This is a genomic window from Rubripirellula lacrimiformis, assembly GCF_007741535.1.
GTDB classification, from domain to species: domain Bacteria; phylum Planctomycetota; class Planctomycetia; order Pirellulales; family Pirellulaceae; genus Rubripirellula; species Rubripirellula lacrimiformis.
The window spans coordinates 3,978,456-3,993,790 of the sequence record NZ_CP036525.1 but is presented as its reverse complement, the minus strand read 5'-3'; the positions used below and the strand labels follow the sequence as shown (position 1 = coordinate 3,993,790).

Here is a 15,335-nt window from a genome sequence, read left to right as displayed (position 1 = left end):
CCCGTCAGACACAATCGTGCTTGAGCCACAGAGGTTTCGCTAGATAGGTGCCGGCCGACCGTAATAGTAGCCTTGTCCCAACTGGAATCCCAACTGGATACAAGTCTTGTGCTCGGCCTCGGTTTCGACGCCTTCGGCAAGTGGTACAGAACCCGAGTCAATCGATACACGCACAAGCGACCGAAGCAATTCTTGACGCGTCGCGGAGGCCGAATCGATGTTCCGAATTAACTGCATGTCGAATTTTAACACGTCGGCTGGAACTTCAGTCAGTTCCACCAATCGTCCCTGACCGGCCCCAAAATCGTCATAGGCCAACCGCATGTCCAAGCTAGTTAGCAGGGCACGCAATTTTCGCATGGCATCCGGCTGGGTAATTGCCGCCTCGTGAATCTCGATTGTCAGAGGCAGCGTCGGGTACCGCTGACGAAGATCACGCAGGGAACTGTCCAGTCGATCCGTGCCAAATTCCGCTGAATGGGTGTTGTAGTACAGTTGGGTTTCGGCGACCGGGTGTCCCAACGCGACCCGCGAACCCTCGTCACGCATGAGCTCACTGAGGGCGGCTTGCTGCCCTAGCCGTTCGGCGGCTCCGAACATCGATGCGGGGTCACGCAATTCATCCAGATCGCTGCGAGCAAGCAATTCGTTCCCGTCGACTTGAAGATTCTCTAGTTTAACGATCGGTTGAAAGTACGGCTTGACGGCGCGGTCGGACATCAATCGATAGAACATCAAAAGCGTCCCGGCCCAAGTCTCGGGCCCCTGTTCCATCGTTCCTTCGTCTCCACCGGTCTGTTCGACGCACACTTTGTAGAGCGAGTTTGCAAACTGCAACAGATCACCGGTGACCAGGGCGGAATGCTGCACCTTTTCGTTGTTGACGTAGGTTCCGTTGGTGCTTCCCAGATCTTCGACAAACAATTGTCCCGCGTCGGTGAACAATCGCGCATGCTGTTTTGAAACGGACGAATCGGAAATCCGTAGCCCTGCGGAAGTGGACCGACCAACGATACAATCCGGCATCGGGATCAGATACGATCGGCTCTGATGCAGTCCACTTCCGAACTCTGTCAGCATCCAGTTCGAATTCGACTTCGAGACCGAAGAGGCTTTCGTTCGCTTCACATCAAAATAATTCATTCTTTGTTCCCTGGGTCCGAATTGATCGATTGGACGCGACAATCCGCAATCCCCGGAAGGCGGACTTCGGACACCGTCGATTGAGCGAGCTGGCTTCCTAGCCGAGCGACGACCGCAACGTCTGCAAACACCGACTCTGTCATCAAAATTTCACCTTCGGACATGGGCGGCAGCGCCTGTACGGCGCGAACCGATGACCCCACATAGTCGAGACGGCTGTTCTCCGTGGCGACTAGAGTTCGACCACGATGCAAGCCTTGACCGATGACCAGACCGACCAAGCGTTTGTCGTTTTTTGCAATCCTATCGAACTCCATCGCAGCCATCACCGCGTTGTCGCAGGATTCGAACACCGCTAAACAGCTTTCGCCAATCGTTTTGCAAACACTGCCACGATTCCGGGCGACGATTTCGCCTAAGACCTTCTGTTGCCGTTTGATCAGCTCATATGACTCACGTTCGCCGAACTGTTCATAGATGCTTTCGATATTGACAACCGTCGTCGCCAACAACGTCAGATGCTCGCTAGTAACAGGGTTTTCTGTATCAAACGTCTGTTCAGGGAACAGTTTACGAAAGCGAGGCATGGTTGAAACCACCGCTGCGGTCAAACAATCGGTGCGAGAGGCTGTGCGTTCGATCCGAACCACATGCAGTGATGTGTCATCGTTCACAATCCGAATGGTAGGCATCCCCTGACGCAAGGTCGGGATATTTGTGGATTCACCGACGCGAGATAGAATCACATCGCAATGCGATGGTGCCGCGGAATGCTGAACTCGGATCGACTGTGTCCGTGGCAAGCGGGCTGAACGCAGAATATAGTCCCCCGGCGATAGACGCACCGGAAGCTCCATTCGTTCACCGGCCTCGATCCGAACTTGCACCACAACATGGGGTGAATGCTCTGGACCGCCAATGCAGTAGTCTTGATCGTCAACGCTTCGAATGTCTGGATGAGGGCGGAACACCAGTTCGATTACTTCAGCGACGTTGGATCGAAACGACACATCGCATGCTTCACAGCGAGTGTGAGCACCAATCTGGGACAGCATGTCTGTCGTCGAGGCGGATACACGGCAGGTGGGACAAAGCACATCCCAGCGAAGCGACAACAAGCCCTGCGATGCCGCCACAAGGCAGGTGTCGATCATCAGATCTTCGGGAACGGCCAACTGATCGGCTAACGCACGCGGTCGAATCTGGGCCAGTGGCTGTGGCGGGGCGTGTCGGATGAAGTCACCGAGCTTTTCAAGCGCCGTGATATCGCCGCCCGCATGCGCCACCGCTTCGATCCGTTGGTCGAGTCGCCGGATCGCATTTCGATCCAGTTGGGTGGGCGATTCGAAGACGTCTTGAAACACGTTGGACTGGTGGTGTTGCTGAACGGATCGGTCGATTCGCCGATACGTGCGATCGAGCTGTCGAAATCCTTTCCAATCGGCTTCCACTTTGGTCAGCACGCGTCCAAAGAGATTCCGGTACTCGATGCGAATTTCATGAGTGAGCTGCGAACCGGCACCACGGGGACTTAGCGTCACGATACTCATGAACCACTTGAAGGGACCGCTGGAAAACTCCCTCAAGACCCCCATCCGCTGTCCTTCGACCCATTCAAACGGATGTTCTTCCCAACGGATCTGGACGCCCCCGAGCCGAAACGAACCAAATTTCCGAAGTCCCCGTTTTGAATCGTGGATCGTTTCGTACTGAACCGGAGGCAGACCAATGGCTCGATTCAATCGTTCGGTGTTGGACACGAGCGGCCACATTTCATCGACACTGCTGTCCAAATCCCACTGGACTGCCTTTTTCCAAATGCGAGCTGGATCATGAGGGGGCAGTTGCGGATGTGCCTGAAAGTCTGCGGTTTCGCCACGCAGCACACGTTCGATCTCTTGCAACAATTCGCTTGCATTGGCGAACCGATCGGACGGTTCTTTCGCCAACATCCGCATCACGATCTGAGCCGCAGCATCCGACAGATCGTCGTCGCGTCGTGCGATCGGGGGCGGCGATTCAAAGCAGTGCTTGGCGGCCATCTTGATCGGATCATCTGCTTGAAACGGCGTTTTCCCCGTCAACAGCTCGTAGAGCGAAACTCCCAGCGCGTAAACGTCGGCTTCGACTCCGATTTCGCCATCACCGCGGCACTGTTCTGGCGACATGTAGCGAGGCGTGCCCAACATCGTGCCCGCTTTGGTGACTTCCAACGACTCAGATTGCTGCACATGCCGTGCGATTCCAAAATCCGTCAGTTTGATCCGGAGGTTCCCCAGTGAATCGTCACCCTGCATGCGTCGACCCATCAAAACGTTCTCGGGCTTGATGTCTCGGTGAACGATTTCTTTTTTATGAGCTTCGACGAGAGCACGCGAAACGTCAGCGATGACCGACAATGCGTCCACTGCGTTCAGCGGTAACCTGCCTTGCGACCACGTTTTCAGATCGATCCCGTCAACGAACTCCATCGCCATGAAATGCATGCCTTGATCCATTCCGACATGATGCAACTTCACAACATGATCGTTCTGTACGTCGGCCAACAAGCGAGTTTCCTTTCGGAACCGCCGAATAGCCTGAGCGATATCATGGAGATCGTTGCGCAGCACCTTGACCGCGACAATTGCGCCACTGGTCAGGTCGATGCCGCTGTAAACGGTCCCCATGCCACCCTGGCCGACGATCGCATCGATTCGGAATCGACCAAGTGATTGACCGATCAAGGGATCCGCGGGGCGTTGACCGGGAATCGGTAGTTCCCCAGTCCGAAGATTCTCGTCGTCCAAGTTGAATCCGGCGGGTGCCGACCGATCAACGGTTTTGTCCAGAGCCAGTGGATGCTGCTCCGACACCTCTGCAATCGGAAATACGCCGGTCGAGTCCGAGTCTTCGTCGTCGGCCTGCGACAGCAACATTTCGCTGCCAAGCTTCGCCTCGGCGCGATCTGGAACAATCGCGTCCAACACGGACAGCCACTGATCCAACCCCGGCACTTCGCCGGAATCCGACAACAGCCGGCGAGCCGCTGCGCGCGACCGTCCGCCTAGCAAACGAGCCTGGCCATCAGTTACGTCAGCACCTCTGTCGTCCTGTGGCAGAAGCACCCGCAACAGATTGCGAAGTTCCAATAGATCCCGCTGAACCGAATCTTGATTCGATAAATCGCTTTGATCCACTGCCCTGCTAGCCAGATTCTCAACCTCGCCACAGTCGACTCCGCTGTAGTCAACGCACAACCTGGGATCGTTTCCACTGCACTGCACGATCGAAATCATCGCTGAATCAAACAGTCGTCCCGCAGGCAGCGTCAGCCCAACGCGATGCGCGTCGCGAAACATCGCTACCAGTTGCCCTGCGATTGATATCTGGTCCGCCAATCGTAGTTGATCAACGATGGACTTCCACGGACGCCTATCCGGATTGTCCATGACAAAACTAGGCGGAGAACTCGTCATTGCAATGGCCGAGACAGCCAAGATCGACGGCGAACGTGTCAATTGGATCAAAGCCAGACGCTGGCGCAGATCGGACATCTGCTGAGCATCCCATCCGTCTTCCCGAAGAATCATACGGATTCGTGAATGATCGGATGGCGCATCCATCGACTCATAGGCGGTTGCGTTTGGGCCAACCGACGATAGTCGCCACCGCGTGGATGGTGATATGGGCTGCGGGAGTATGTGGGCGTCGCCCGACGGGTTCGACGACAAATGGATCTCGGAATCAATAGCGTTGGATAGCGAATCCAGCTGATCGATCCCTCGGGTCATCGAACCAGCCTGTCCATCGACCGACGCCCTGGACGGTTGATCGAACGAATCCACGTGATCTCGCCCGACCAAACCAAGCAGCTCGATGGGTTGGGCAAAAGTGTCTTCGTTCTTAGGAGCACCAATCATCAGTGACAATTCCATTGGTTCTACGCATTAGTCAAGTCTTCCATCCGAATGATTGCCCACGCATCAAGCGTGTCGAGCAGCGTGTCGACGGTCTGTCGCGAAACTTTACCGAGCATGCCGATTGCAACGATCGCGGGACCGTTGCGCCTGGAATGGCCCAGAAATCCGATACCAGCGTCAAAATGCCGATAACTAGCCCGATGCGTCTATCCGTCCGAAGCAACACTACGAGCAAGTACCCGATGTTGATTGACGCCTTTCGTAACGCGAACGCAGCGATCGCGCTAATCACACTGTGCATCATCATTGGCGACCGTCCTACACGCGCCGAAAACTTCAACGCAGAGATCGAAAGTACCTCGGACATCGGCGTTCACGGATACGCTTCACTGCCTGAACCATCCGTGATGGCCTACGGCGACGCAGAACACGATCCATGTTCGCTGAACTATCTGCCCACGAACCACTGGTCGGAATACCTGACTATGTTTTCTGGGATCGACGGTTCGAAACAGCCTCAAGATTATGGCGTCAACGCAAATCTAGGCGTCCGCTTCGCTGCCGAATGGGCCGCGCCGCTGTCCACCGAGTGGGGATTGGGCTACCAGATCGGTACCGCATTCGAACCAAGCGACAATGCGGTCCAAGTATTTGAATTGCTCGGTGAAGACACCACTCGAATCCAAAACCATACAACCGCGGGCGTCTTCCACCGCGGCGAACGACTCGGCTGGGGCATCGTCCACGACTTCCTTTACCAAGATGGTTTCGATACCGTCACCCTGGGACAATGGCGTGCCCGCATCGGCTATCGACTGACGCCCCTGACCGAAATGGGCGTGACCGGGCGAGCGCGAAGTACGGGTGACGACGCAACTTTCAATGGATCGAATGTCCGTTTGCAAACCGTTGATCAAGTCAGCGCCTACATTCGAAGAACCTTCGATACCGGTGTCCAGGGAACCCTATGGATGGGCATCGCGGACGGGCACAGCGAATCCAACGCCGTGGTTGGCACGAAGGCGCCGTTTGACGAATCGATGGTGATCGGCGCCGACATTCTTTGCCCGCTGAATGAATCGTTCGCCATCTATGGCGAAACGAACCTGATTTTCCCAGCCGACACGGGGACAGTCGACGCAATGCTTGGCATCCAATGGTACCCCGGCGGGAACGCCAAACGCGCCCGCCGCCAGCAATATTCGGCGTTCCTTCCAACTGCATCCGATTCGACCTTCTCTGTCGATCTGATCCCGCAGAACTGATTCGGCCAAGCCGGTTGGCCGAGCCAAACTGGAAAGGGGCTAAGCTGTTTGCACTTCTTCGGATTCGTAGCGGGTGAAGGTCCGGAAACCGAAAATGGCGATGACGACGAAGCAAATCAATGGCAAGTAGAACGAATTGCGAACTCCCATTTCATCGATGAACCAACCTTGCATCAACGGCAACAATGCACCGCCAACAATTGCCATAATCAACCCCGCCGAACCCAACTTAGCTTCCTCGGCCGGCAACCCCTTCAGTGCGATCCCATAGATCGTGGGGAACATCAGCGACATGCAAGCCGACACCAGCACCAAACAGACCAATCCGGTCTTGGCGGCCAGCATGATGGCACCAAATGTCAAACAAGCAGCCACGATCGCCAGTACGGCCAACAGCTTTCCGGGGCTGACGAACTTCAGCATGAACGTACAGATGAAACGACTGAATAGAAAAATGCACATCGCCGCGATGTTCCAGTTCTGAGCCTCCCCCAACGTCAAACCGACCTGTTCCATTCCATAGTGGATGATGAAGGTCCAACAGGTAATTTGAGCGCCGACATAGAACGCTTGGGCGATCACCCCTTCGCGGTAGTGGGCTTTAGCCAACAACCGCCGGGCCAGTTGGCCCAAGGGAGCATCCGGTTGGGGCTGTGCAAAGGTAGGCATCTTCGTCACCGCGAATAACGCCAGAAAGCCCAACACCACCGCGGCAATGACCACATACGGTGTCCGCACGACACCCAGGTCATGCTGCTGCATCGCGTCGAAAACTTCGGGATCCGCCGACTTCATGTTCGCCAGCCCGGTTCCGACCGCTGAATCGAGTGCACCGAACTCTTGCTCGAAATCCGGTAACCCATCGGGGAACTCGGACTGAACGTACTGGATCGCTTCGGGTGCTTGGGATTCCATCTTCGATCGGAACTCACCCACCTGAAGATTGGGGGCGATGATCGTTGACGCAATCATCATTCCGATCAAAGACCCCATCGGATTGAATGCCTGCGCCAAGTTCAATCGCTGTGTCGCCGTCTCCGGCGGCCCCATCGCCAAGATGTAGGGGTTGCAACTGGTTTCCAAGAACGCCAACCCGAACGTCAGAACGTAAAAGCCAGCGATGAAGATCCAGAAGTTCGCGTTCAGGCTAGCCGGGATGCTCAGCAACGCACCGATTGCATAGAGGGCAAACCCCACCATGATCGCGCCCTTGTACGAAAACCGTCGAATGAACACGGCGGCCGGCAGAGCCATGGTGAAGTAACCACCATAGAACGCAAACTGCACCAACGTGCTTTGCGTGTTGCTGATCAGGAAGACCTCTTTGAAAAGTTTGACCAACGGGTTGGTGATGTCGTTGGCAAATCCCCACAGCGCAAAGCAGCAGGTCGTCAACACAAATGCTTTCAGGTATTGGCGTGGCACGACCTCGATCTTTCGGTCCGCTAGGGCCGCGTCGGGAATCGGGACACCGGAATCCGATGCAGTGGTCGAATTCGAATCTTGGTCTTCCGCCATGGTCATTCTCGTTTGCAGTGGATGCGATCAGGAGCTTCTAGCGAGATCAATCAAGCTGTGCCCAAATACGGAAATTCAGAATCGATCAGCTGATCGTCCTTCATCGCCAACCAAAAATCATTGGACGGCGAATCGCTAACAAGTGCGACGTTCTGCGCGACGCGCTCAGGCCGACTGCTGTTCAGCGCCGTGGCAATGACCCCCGGAATTGACATTCCAAACGCGACACACGCGGCGGCCGGCTGGACATCAAATCGTTTGCAGACCGCTTGAAACCGTTTCCGCCAATCAATCAACTGGCGGTCCTCTTCGGTGTCGCCGGTGACCGCGCGGTAGTCAAAGAAGTTTCCGCCCGTCAGAAAACCAGCATGGAAAACAGCCGAGTTGATCACCGCGATCCCACGCTGGTGCAACGATTCGACAAACTCCAACAATTCGCGGTCGTGCCTATACACGGTCAAAGAGGTAGCCAACATGACCCAGTCCAATTCACACTGGTCGGCCAATCGTTTTGACGCGCGCCAATCTTTGGCGCCGACTCCGATCGCCGCGACTTGACCGGAATCACGCAGCTCTCTTAGACGCCGATAGCCGCCTAGAATATCGTCCCAACGAGCGGTGCGGTCTGCGTCGTCGATCGCCGCATCGAGGTATTCGTCGGGATCATGGACGGACACCATCTGAGGACGATATGGCGATAGCAGTTCGCAGCCCTGGTCAAAACAACGGCCAATTCCGTCGTAGCTGATGTCTTGAACAGCATCGTATTCCAGATCGAACCAAATCCCATTTTCGAAAGTCGGCTCGGGAGTCTGCAAGGGAACGCGCCGCCACCCCAGCTTATTGCAAATCACGATCGATTCCGACGCCACTCCCAAACCCGCCAACGCCTTGGCTGTCACCTCTAGCGACAACCCTGCCCCGTACTTACCTGCCGAATCAACCGCAGGGATGCCCGGCGATTGAGCAAACCACTCGGCCACGATTTGGCGCTTCACGTCGTCATCGATGACGCGGTAAATATTCCCAAGCGAGCTGTTTCCAAACACGATGGGAGGCAGGCTGACACCGGTCTGCCCAATGGGCGTGGCAGCCGGGTGCGACGCGGACGGATTCAAATTCATCGTACGATTCTTTCTACTTGGTGATCTTCAGAACGTACGCGAACTCAGACGGCCTGGTCTTGGGCAGCTTGACGTTCAAGCCATCGGTATCTTGCGTCCAGGTCACGGTTTCGTCGGATCCCAGCAGCGTGACCGATTTGACATCGTCGGTATACAGCTTGGATCCCTTGGCAAGCGACGCAACCTTCACACGGTGATTATCGGGCCACGCCAAACCGGTGACGTAAAGCACATCGTCACGAGTCGTGAAGCGAAGATCCTGTGCCGTGAACGGCTTGTCCTTGGCCTCCGAAACGTGACCGGTTGATACCGACGTTGGGCCTTCGCCGAACGTTGTCCAATAGGATGTGTCGTAGATCGCTTCGCCGTTGATATCCAACCATCCGCCGATCGCCTTCAAAATCGCTTGATCTTCTTCTGGGATGGTCCCGTCGGGACGTGGTCCGACGTTCAACAACAGGCAACCGTTCTTGCTGACGATGTCGACCAAGTCATCGACCAAACGATCCGGCGTCTTGTACTTTTGGTTCTTGGTGTAGCCCCACGAACTTGAACTGACCGCGGTATCCGTCTGCCAAAAAGGCTTGCGGATCTCGGCCATCTTGGATCGTTCCTTGTCCAAGACCGCAGCGTCTTCGGGGAACGCATTGAACTTGTAGTTGATGATTCCTAACCCGTCGTTCCATTCGGACGACTGGTTGTAGTAATAGGCCGCGAACTTTTTCAGGTGATCGGCATACGAATTGGTTTCATACGTCGCGTCCTGCTTGGGGGTGATTCCGAAGTCGAACCAGAATACGTCGGGTTTGTACTTGTCCACCAATTCGCAAGACCTAGCCAACCAATCGTCTTTAAACTGTTGATCCTGGGGCGGGAACTTCTTTTGGTAGTCCGCCGCATCTTCATCAAACAGGAACGGCAGCGGTCGGCCGTAAAGATCCGCCAGACTCGGGTCAGCATTGTCGAACGATTCATCACGAACGTAGAACATCCAATTGAACGCTCGGTGGCTGCTAACACCGAACTTCATTCCTTCGGCACGAACGGCAGTCGAAAGTTCGGCGATCACATCACGCTTGGGCCCCATCTCGCTGGCGTCCCAACGCGTGAACGCACAGTCGTACATCGGGAATCCGTCGTGGTGCTCTGCCACGGGGATCACATAACGCGCGCCGGTGTCCTTGAACAGCTTGGCCCATTGGGCCGCGTCAAACTTCTCTGCTTTGAACTCGGGAATGAAATCCTTGTAGCCAAAAGTCTTTTGTGGGCCGTACGTCTTGACGTGATAGTCAAAGAAGTTGACTCCGCGACGTTGGTCCTTGATGTACATCTGACGTGGATACCATTCACTGCCATGTGCCGGAACACTGTAGGCCCCCCAGTGAATGAAGATGCCGAACTTGGCGTCCTTGTACCACTGTGGAATTTCGTATTTTCCAAGCGACTTCCAATCGGGCTGGAAAGGCCCCTGGGCGATCGCAGTTTCGATCTTGGCGACCGACGGAGCGACCTTGGGATTCGGAAGCGTCGCTGGATCGGCCGCTTGGGCGATCGCAGAACCAGCCAACATCAGTGCGGACGCAACCGCGATAGAGCGCATCAAGGACATCAGACACCTGCGTGATTGGGAATCAGAAACCAAAAATGCCAACAGCAACACGGGTGCCTGGCATGCAGAACGACAACGTCGGCCAACCGAGGGCCGAAAGTTCAACGATGGGCCACCGTCTGTCGAGGCCGTGGGCGCGGTCAAGCGCCTGGGCGGCCTCGAAGAAACCGTGAACGACACGAATCGTTAGCCAACGAACAATGGCTTCAGGTGACGATCGTAAATATTCTTGGTGACTTCGTTCCCGACAATCTCTTCGTTGGCTTTCAACATGTCGGTGTAACGTGAACCATGTTTGGCCGCGACTTTGAACGAGACGTGAAGCAACTGACGCATGTGCGCGTTGAAGTGTTCGTTGTCTTGAATGTGCCGAATCGCGCTGGCCAACCGTGGACCGTCCCAAGCATTGACCGTTTCTGCGTCGGGCAGCTTGCTTTGATCAATGTCGATCACGCTGGCGTACGGGGCACAGAACTCTTCGACGTGTTCCAAGGCATAAGCGTAAATTTCTTTTGCCAGCTTCAAACCATCGCCACCGGCTTCTGCCAATCCAATGATCTCTTCCAACCAAGTCGTTCCGGCGGTCTTTAGATGCAATCCGGCCCCGGTTCGTTGCAGACATTCACGGATGATGGGGTACAGGCTGAACTTATCGCTGCCGCTGTGCACGCTTAGTTTTAGCGAATCGGGCAACCCGTAGGTCTTCACCGCGTGCGCGATAACAGCGACGTCATCGTTGAACTCCCGCTTGAACTGGTCCAGGTCACCGACGTAGTCGACACCCTTGTTGAAACGACCAGTGAACTTCGGTGCAATCGTTTGGACTGGGATTTTTTCGTCCGACAAAGCCGCCAAAATGATCAGCAGTTCGGGCGGTGTTTGTGGGGTATCGGTTTCGTCCATCGATACCTCAGCCGCTACGTTGTCGGCTCCCTTGGCGTCGGCGATGTGACGATAGATCTGGCCCGCTTCTTTGACCGCCAACAGATACTGCTCGGCAACGCGCTGAACGTCATCGCGAGTCACTTCCAGTGGCGCCGACAGACCATCCAACTTCAATGTGCCGACCAACTCGGGGTGGCGATCGACAAAGCCAGTCACTTCTTCTGCGGGTGCCGCTTTACCGATGGAATCCGCAACGTCGATCGTAAAGAAGTCGCTGCAGGGAAGAAACGGGCCCACTGTCTTCAGCTGGATGTGGTCAGCATCAACGTGCCATGCCTTGTCCCACCCCAGTTTCTCCGTCGCTGCTTTGGCGGCATCGTAGACACTTTGTGGCTCGGACCCCACAAAGTTGTGCTCGCGATTGGATTTATTCCAAACCGGCGTCACATCGATTCCCTCATCGGCCAATTGAATGAAAGCTCGCAATTGCGCGCCCGCTTGGTGAGCAAATCGGTCGCCGACGCCGAAGGTGTATTTTTCCAGATGGAGCATGATTCTTTCCTTAAGTACTGATTTGAGCTCGATAGTGTGGCTCAGCTACAGGGATGTCCCCATAGCCGAGATTGACATTTGCATGCGCATTCTTAACCTTTCCGGATCGACACTAGGCCCAGATTGGTGGTCTGCGCCGATCAAGCAAGACATAACGAAGGTGTGCCACTGTGCACGCTCAGTAGAAATGCCACTACAATCCATTCGTTACTTTCTCGAAGACCGATTGCCAGATGCCGCTGAACCCGAAGCCTGACCCCGAATTCGTTTCCGTCCAGGTATCCGAAGCTCGCCGCTACTACTTGGATTTAAAACCATCCAACGAAGCTGGGCTAACCGTGGTTTGTGGCGGAGTGGAAAAGGTCCGTTCTGACTACGAAATCAACCGCGACCAATTTCCTTACTTTGGCATCGAGATGGTAACCGAGGGGCGCGGCGAACTGGTCCTTGACGGGAACCTTTTCCCGCTTTCGCCCGGAATGGTGTTCGCCTACGGCCCCAGAACACCCCATCAGATCCGCAATCTTCCAGCCGATCGGATGCGGAAACATTACATCGACTTCGCCGGCACCCAGGCCGAGCAATTGGTCCGCGGATCGGGCCTCTTGGACGGCAAACCGCTTCGCCTGACTCGCATGCACGAGCTTGTCGAGATCTTTGACTTGATCGATCGCGAAGCTCGAGCCGACAGCGACACGGTGGCGGAAATTTGCGAGCACCTGCTACGGTTGCTGTTGGTCAAAATCCGACAATGCAGCTTGGCCGAAGGTCCAGCAACGACACGCGCGTTTGCGACCTACGAGCGAATTCGCCGACACATCGAAGCCCATTCGCTTCGTTTTCATACGATCGAAGAAGTCGCGTTGGAATGCGACGTCACACCGATCCACCTATCGCGTCTGTTCCGACGTTTTGGTGGAGTCGGCGCGTACCGTTTCCTGTTGCGAACCAAGATGAACCATGCGGCCGCCTTGCTGCTAGAAGAAAACCTGTTGATCAAAGACGTCGCCGAGCGATTGAACTTCGCGGACGCCTTTCAGTTTTCACGTGCATTCAAGCGGGTCTACGGCATTCCGCCAAAGCAACTGATCGAATCGTCGCTTAGCTGAATGTTCTAGCGGGTCACCAGCAACGCATGGATGATGCCGACGATATAGAACCCGAAGATTGTCAGCACAACATTCAGAAGGAATTGGCTACCAAAGCCGGACTTCAGAAACACTGCCAGTGGTGGCAACAAGATCGCCAGGATGATCATCAACACGCGATTTTCGACGGCAGCCATCTGTTTTCCGATTGGTTAGGACAAGATTGACCACGTGGTTACATTGGATTCCAACCGTGACGTGTTGGGGCCGATCATCGCGGAATCCAAACCAAGTGTGCGCACACACTATCATGTTCTTACGTGCACCACACCTGGAATCGAATCGGGACGATGAACCGCGGTCCCGATGATGCCGCCCGGGAGTGACCGATTTCAGTGCGACCGCGATCGCGGCTTACTGAGTCGCCTCAGCTTCGTCGAGGGCACGGTTTTCTGCTTCCAATAGTTCGCTCAGTTTCGCACGATACTCTTGAATCAAGGCTGCACGGCGAGCTCGGATCGCCTCGGCATCTGTCAAAGCGGCATCCGCCTGGCCATCGATGGCCGTCCCTACTTCACCTGCGTCGCTAAGCCGTGGCTCGGCATTGTCGACCTCAGTCATGTCCAGGGCATCGGCGTCGGTTTCTGTGGCTGCAGAGAGTTCGTAGCTGGGGGCGACCGTATCGCGAGGCTTGATAATCAACGCCCAGCGGTGCAGCATGCCAAACAGATCGTTTCTGGATCCCGCCACCACGAGTTTCCAAACGCCTTGGCTGTTCGTGCCATTGAACTGGCTGAACCCTGGCTTTCGCTTCGTAACCGCTTCGGGAAGATAGCGGCCTTCGTAGGGCGCCGACGCCTTGGTGATCGGGACCGAAGCTTGGTCGTCGAAAATCGTCTTATCAAAGTGATTTCCTGCCCCGCCAACCTCGGTGAACAATTCAACCCGTTCGCCATTGGGCGCAACCAAGTAACCGTCTAGTTTGGAAACATGCGAATGAGTAATCGAAAGCTGGACGTTCAGGTCAGCGATCTCGAAACTCTCTTCGATTACGATTTCAGAAATCACGGTCTTGCGCGGCGGCAGGATCATCGCGGTTTCGTTGACAAAGTCACCGCCGGTCAGCGCCGCTGAGTTTGCAACTTCCGCCATCGTCAGAATGCCGTCATCGTTGCCGTCCAGCGCACTGAACTCGCCGATCGCCGTCTGCGACCAGTCCTCGGCAAACTCAGCCATCGTGACTTGGTCGTCGCGATCGACATCGCGTTCGAAGAACCACGTCGGAATCCCCAACGCCGGATCCCCAGCCTGTTGTTGCAGCTCGCTCAAATAGGCGTGCAACTCCTCTCGGGATACTTCGCTATCTCGATCGATATCCAGGCGTCCGACCGGGACTCCCAAAGCGACCATTTCGGCAGCATCCAAGCGTCCGTTTCGGTTTCCATCAAATCGAGACATCATCGACGCAGTCAGATAGTATCCCGTGCCACCGCGGCGCCACCAATCCGATCGATCGTCACGACCACGCCGACCAGAGGACGTTCGCATTTCATACTGTTCTCGCTGCACTTCTCTGATTTCGTCGTCCGACGAATCGTCCATCAATCGTCGTCTTGCGTATCGTTGACTCAGTTCTAAACGACCTAGCCGACCATCCAGGTTTAGATCATCGTCGAACGGGTTGCGGTTGGCCCAACGTGTTCGTCTGGCTTCTTCACGATCGATCGATCCATCTCGATTGCGGTCATAGCGACGCAGCAATTGCTCGGCACGCTCTAAGTCATCTTGGATGTAGGGATATCGCACTTCCGACAACCCGAACTCTGGGACCAGGGGTTCATCATCGCCCAGAGTGAAGGACTGGATGCTGGATTCCAAGTCGGGGTCGACGTACCTACTGGCCGCATCATTGACCGTGGCGTGGTAGACCCGAGCAGCTTCTTGCCACTTTTCGATGTCGTTGTCCCGGTCCAGCGACATCCGCCGCGCCTCGGCGACCCGTTTCAGGTACGGTCGTGCGAGCGGAGTGATTTCATGCGGCTCGATCTCGCCGTCGCCATCCCGATCTAACCGCTCTAGCGACTCGCGCATTCCGGACTGAGCCAGCGCCGACGGCACCGCTGCGGCCAAGCATAGCCCCACCGCGGATGCCCAGCGAAGGTGCCAGGAACGTATCGCAGACCGCAGCAAAGCCGTCATCCATCGCATCCAAGTCGACGATCCAATCGATTCAGGGTTCAACACCATGC

General features: G+C 55.7%; 10 protein-coding genes. 2 read left to right on the top strand and 8 right to left on the bottom strand.

The annotated features are described in order from the left end of the window. Positions 1–39: 39 nt before the first annotated feature. Both K227x_RS13975 and K227x_RS13970 read right to left on the bottom strand, forming a co-directional pair. A complete protein-coding gene (locus K227x_RS13975) occupies positions 40–1,143 on the bottom strand; it encodes an EAL domain-containing protein (protein ID WP_145170335.1) in 1,104 nt (367 codons plus the stop codon). Next, positions 1,140–5,045, bottom strand: a complete 3,906-nt coding sequence (locus K227x_RS13970; RefSeq protein WP_218934001.1) for a protein kinase domain-containing protein — start codon at positions 5,043–5,045, stop codon at positions 1,140–1,142. The genes K227x_RS13975 and K227x_RS13970 overlap by 4 nt, the downstream gene beginning before the upstream one ends. A 242-nt stretch (positions 5,046–5,287) precedes the next feature. On the opposite strand from K227x_RS13970, the gene K227x_RS13965 reads away from it, so the two are divergent. After that, positions 5,288–6,310, top strand: a complete 1,023-nt coding sequence (locus K227x_RS13965) for a DUF6666 family protein (RefSeq protein WP_218934000.1) — start codon at positions 5,288–5,290, stop codon at positions 6,308–6,310. 39 nt (positions 6,311–6,349) lie between these two features. Here K227x_RS13965 and K227x_RS13960 read toward each other — a convergent pair whose 3' ends face one another. From K227x_RS13960 to K227x_RS13945, 4 genes are all read right to left on the bottom strand, one after another. Further along, a complete protein-coding gene (locus K227x_RS13960; RefSeq protein ID WP_145170330.1) occupies positions 6,350–7,828 on the bottom strand; it encodes a sugar MFS transporter in 1,479 nt (492 codons plus the stop codon). A 50-nt stretch (positions 7,829–7,878) separates the two neighbouring features. Then, positions 7,879–8,952, bottom strand: coding sequence for an aldo/keto reductase (locus K227x_RS13955; RefSeq protein WP_145170328.1), 1,074 nt, complete (start codon positions 8,950–8,952; stop codon positions 7,879–7,881). Positions 8,953–8,965: 13 nt separating this feature from the next. Beyond that, positions 8,966–10,522, bottom strand: a complete 1,557-nt coding sequence (locus K227x_RS13950; protein WP_391540449.1) for an alpha-L-fucosidase — start codon at positions 10,520–10,522, stop codon at positions 8,966–8,968. Positions 10,523–10,747: 225 nt separating this feature from the next. Beyond that, on the bottom strand, positions 10,748–11,998 hold the full coding sequence (locus K227x_RS13945) for a tagaturonate epimerase family protein (RefSeq protein WP_145170324.1): 1,251 nt from the start codon (positions 11,996–11,998) through the stop codon (positions 10,748–10,750). 233 nt (positions 11,999–12,231) lie between these two features. Between K227x_RS13945 and K227x_RS13940 the strand changes: the two genes are divergently transcribed. Next, positions 12,232–13,107 carry a helix-turn-helix transcriptional regulator gene (locus K227x_RS13940; protein ID WP_145170322.1) on the top strand — a complete coding sequence of 292 codons (876 nt, stop codon included), beginning with the start codon at positions 12,232–12,234 and terminating at the stop codon, positions 13,105–13,107. 5 nt (positions 13,108–13,112) lie between these two features. Here the strand turns inward: K227x_RS13940 and K227x_RS13935 are convergent, their stop codons facing one another. Continuing rightward, a complete protein-coding gene (locus K227x_RS13935; protein ID WP_145170320.1) occupies positions 13,113–13,283 on the bottom strand; it encodes a YqaE/Pmp3 family membrane protein in 171 nt (56 codons plus the stop codon). Positions 13,284–13,500: 217 nt separating this feature from the next. Next, positions 13,501–15,333, bottom strand: a complete 1,833-nt coding sequence (locus K227x_RS13930) for a proprotein convertase P-domain-containing protein (RefSeq protein ID WP_246146794.1) — start codon at positions 15,331–15,333, stop codon at positions 13,501–13,503. Positions 15,334–15,335 lie beyond the last annotated feature (2 nt).

What these genes read in the sequence shown, in the direction of transcription:
- K227x_RS13975 (WP_145170335.1), bottom strand. Translation starts at nt 1,143, where the DNA reads ATGAATTATTTTGATGTGAAGCGAACGAAAGCCTCTTCGGTCTCGAAG.
- K227x_RS13970 (WP_218934001.1), bottom strand. Translation starts at nt 5,045, where the DNA reads ATGATTGGTGCTCCTAAGAACGAAGACACTTTTGCCCAACCCATCGAG.
- K227x_RS13965 (WP_218934000.1), top strand. Translation starts at nt 5,288, where the DNA reads ATGTTGATTGACGCCTTTCGTAACGCGAACGCAGCGATCGCGCTAATC.
- K227x_RS13960 (WP_145170330.1), bottom strand. Translation starts at nt 7,828, where the DNA reads ATGGCGGAAGACCAAGATTCGAATTCGACCACTGCATCGGATTCCGGT.
- K227x_RS13955 (WP_145170328.1), bottom strand. Translation starts at nt 8,952, where the DNA reads ATGAATTTGAATCCGTCCGCGTCGCACCCGGCTGCCACGCCCATTGGG.
- K227x_RS13950 (WP_391540449.1), bottom strand. Translation starts at nt 10,522, where the DNA reads ATGTTGGCTGGTTCTGCGATCGCCCAAGCGGCCGATCCAGCGACGCTT.
- K227x_RS13945 (WP_145170324.1), bottom strand. Translation starts at nt 11,998, where the DNA reads ATGCTCCATCTGGAAAAATACACCTTCGGCGTCGGCGACCGATTTGCT.
- K227x_RS13940 (WP_145170322.1), top strand. Translation starts at nt 12,232, where the DNA reads ATGCCGCTGAACCCGAAGCCTGACCCCGAATTCGTTTCCGTCCAGGTA.
- K227x_RS13935 (WP_145170320.1), bottom strand. Translation starts at nt 13,283, where the DNA reads ATGGCTGCCGTCGAAAATCGCGTGTTGATGATCATCCTGGCGATCTTG.
- K227x_RS13930 (WP_246146794.1), bottom strand. Translation starts at nt 15,333, where the DNA reads ATGGTGTTGAACCCTGAATCGATTGGATCGTCGACTTGGATGCGATGG.